Annotated in this window: 2 protein-coding genes and 1 rRNA gene; all 3 read left to right on the top strand. The window is 44.0% G+C overall.

The genetic code is table 11. The features are described from left to right. Positions 1-477: 477 nt before the first annotated feature. Positions 478-1,188, top strand: a complete 711-nt coding sequence (locus ACILP5_RS11080; protein ID WP_395618708.1) for a helix-hairpin-helix domain-containing protein — start codon at positions 478-480, stop codon at positions 1,186-1,188. Between the two features lie 57 nt (positions 1,189-1,245). Continuing rightward, positions 1,246-2,874, top strand: coding sequence for an L-glutamate gamma-semialdehyde dehydrogenase (gene pruA, locus ACILP5_RS11075; protein WP_395618707.1), 1,629 nt, complete (start codon positions 1,246-1,248; stop codon positions 2,872-2,874). Between the two features lie 416 nt (positions 2,875-3,290). Continuing rightward, positions 3,291-3,379 (top strand): 16S ribosomal RNA (locus ACILP5_RS11070); the annotation flags it as partial.

Genomic DNA, 3,379 nt, shown 5'->3' with positions numbered 1-3,379 from the left:
AAACCTTCGTCAGTACGATTCTCAGCAGCTGTCTCTAGCTGGAAAAAATCCTGAAAGGATTTGATTTGGATATCCAGAAAATCTGGATAATCGATCACAGACTGCGTTTTTGCAAAGCTGTGTCTTCCGGTGGCAGTGATGTTACTCAAGGCTTTATACGTTTTAAATTAAATGAATATGGGCCCTTAGGGCACAATTTAAAGCTGAAATGCCTCGTAGATGAAAAAATGATTCCCCTTTGCGCTTCCCCTACGATAAAGGAATTGTGTTTCAGAAATCATTTCGTTTTGGATAGGCCCGTAGACTTGTACCCTAAAATAGCCTGCAAAGGTACTGATAATTTTTTAGGATGCAAGGGGGTTATGGGAATTTTGTTTGAAATTGCTTTTCAAGCAGATTAGAGAGAAGAGAGCATAGAGTAGAGATGGCTAATCTTATATCTATACTCTCTACTCTATAATCTATACTCTCCTATTAATGAAAACCAAGCTAATGTACCTCCTCCGCTTCACCCTTGCCTATACCCATGCCGAGATCAAAGGCCTGATTGTTCTGCTGGGAATGATGGCAATTTATGTGCTTTTATATATAGGTTTCGAATGGAGGGAAAATGAAGCAGCAAAATCAGAATTTCAGCCGGTGGTTTGGGAGGCGAATTATAAGGCCATAAGTCCGAAGGTCTTCGTGGTGCGAAAGTTCGAAGGGAAAGAGTCCGGAGTCCGGAGGAAAGGTTGGGTCGACTACGGGAGCTATAAGTCGGGAGGTCATAAAAAAATCCAAGCGATCGATATTAATACCGCAGATTCGGCAGCGTGGGTGGCGCTGAATGGGATAGGACCTGGGTTTGCGAAACGGATTATGACCTATCGGGAGAAATTGGGTGGGTTTTATCAGGTGGATCAATTGAAGGAGGTGTATGGCTTGGATTCGCTTTGGGTGAAAGAAAACAAGGCTTTATTAAAGGTAGGGGCAGGGGTATACCGGTTTTTAGCCATTAATGAGGTAGAATGGAAAGATTTCAGGCATCCGTATTTGCCCTATGGTCAGTCGAAGGTGGTTTTGGCCTATCGAAAACAACATGGTGCGCTGAAGGATTTCGAAGCTTTGGAAAAAATACAATTGCTGGATCTCGTGGCGTGGAGGCGGCTGAGGCCTTACCTGAGTTTTGCTCCATTGCCTGCGCCTTGATAATAAATAGAAAACCCGTAATTTAGCATCCTAATTATTACACATCAACGAAACCATATGTCCTCAGGAGTTTTTCAAGTCCCTACCCCTATTAATGAGCCGATTTTGCAATACGGTGCGAATTCAGCGGAACGTACAAAATTAAAGCAAGCCCTTTCGGATTTGCGTAATCAGCAAATTGACGTGCAGATGCGTATCGCGGGTCGTTCTGTGAAGGGTGCCAAAAAAGTCGCCATGACTTGCCCGCACGATCACCAACATGTTTTGGGGCATTATTATGAAGGCGGAAAAGCGGAAGTAGCTCAGGCGATTGACGCGGCTCTAGCAGCTAGATCCGCTTGGGCATCGATGCCTTGGGAGGATCGCGCGGCCATTTTTTTAAAGGCAGCAGATCTTTCGGCGACGAAATACAGAATGCAATTAAATGCGCGCACGATGCTAGGGCAGTCGAAAAATGCCTACCAAGCTGAAATTGATGCGGCCTGTGAGTGGATTGATTTCTTGCGTTTTAACGTGTATTATGCACAACAGATATATAGCGAGCAACCTATTTCTGCTCCTGGGGTTTGGAATCGATTGGAATACCGTCCTTTAGAGGGCTTCGTTTATGCCTTGACTCCATTTAACTTCACAGCGATCGCGGGTAATTTACCAGCGGCGCCAGCTTTGATGGGGAATACGGTGGTTTGGAAGCCGTCACCTACTCAGGTTTATTCGGCGGGATTATTAATGGAAATTTTAGAGGAGGCAGGTTTGCCGGCTGGCGTTATCAATTTAGTTTTGGCGGATGGCCCAGAAGCTGGAGAGGTCGTTTTCTCTCACCGGGATTTTGCAGGGATTCACTTTACAGGATCGACAGGCGTTTTCCAGACGATTTGGAAGAATATAGGCCAAAACATCGCCCACTATAAATCTTATCCTCGCATCGTAGGCGAAACAGGTGGAAAGGACTTCGTCGTAGCTCACTCATCAGCTGACGTAAAAGCATTAACCACCGGATTAGTCCGTGGCGCCTTCGAATACCAAGGCCAAAAATGTTCCGCAGCCTCCCGCGCCTACATCCCAGCTTCTTTATGGCCAACTGCAGAAGCACAATTAAAATCAGACTTAGCAGCCATCAAAATGGGCGGCACAGAAGATTTTGAAAACTTCGTGAACGCCGTAATCGATGCGAAAGCTTTCGCCAAAATCACCTCTTATATAAGTGAAGCGAAAAAATCACCAGAAGTTCAGGTGATCGCCGGCGGAAACTTTGATGATTCGAAAGGCTATTTCGTTGAGCCTACCGTGCTATTAACGACGAACCCGACCTACCGTACGATGGTGGAGGAGATCTTTGGCCCGGTGCTAACCATCTATGTATACAATGATGCGGATTGGAAATCGGTCTTGACTTTAGTGGATTCGACCTCCGCTTATGCCTTAACAGGTGCGATTTTCGCGCAAGACAAGTATGCTATTTTAGAGGCGATGAAAGTATTAGAAAATGCAGCCGGGAACCTATACTTAAATGATAAGTGTACGGGAGCAGTTGTGGGACAGCAGCCTTTTGGTGGCGCACGTGCCTCTGGAACGAATGATAAGGCAGGTTCTTATTTGAATTTATTGCGTTGGGTTTCTCCGCGTACGGTGAAGGAAGTCTTCGTTTCACCTACAGATTTTAGATATCCATTCTTAGAAAAGTAATAATCCTTTTATTGCCAAAAAAAGGTCAAATCCTCGCAGAATTAATTTTTGCGAGGATTTTTTATTTTTTATTTGAATTTTTTCTCTTTGATTTTCAGTGTTTTAGCCTATAATCATTAAAAAGTTTCCAACCCAAACTTGCGTTTAAAAAATTAATCCTACATCTTTGCACTCCCAATCGCTAGGAACAGACGGTTTCTAGGGCAAGACTGAGAGTAGATTAGGTGATTAAGTTCACGACAGAGCGGGTTGCTTTGTTTGATTTACATCGAGGTACAAGAGTTCTTTGACGTGTTGATAGAAATAAAGAAGAGATGCTGTGTTTAAATCACAGTGTCGAAATAATAGCATTCAAGACAAGGATGTAGACAATTTTCTTATTAAAATAAGAGCAGTCAAACATCCAAAGATTATTTACAATGGAGAGTTTGATCCTGGCTCAGGATGAACGCTAGCGGCAGGCCTAATACATGCAAGTCGAACGGTGTCTTCGGACATAGTGGCG

The sequence above is a fragment of the Aquirufa sp. genome, assembly GCF_044239315.1.
GTDB lineage: Bacteria > Bacteroidota > Bacteroidia > Cytophagales > Spirosomataceae > Aquirufa.
This window is presented reverse-complemented; position numbering and strand designations above follow the sequence as displayed.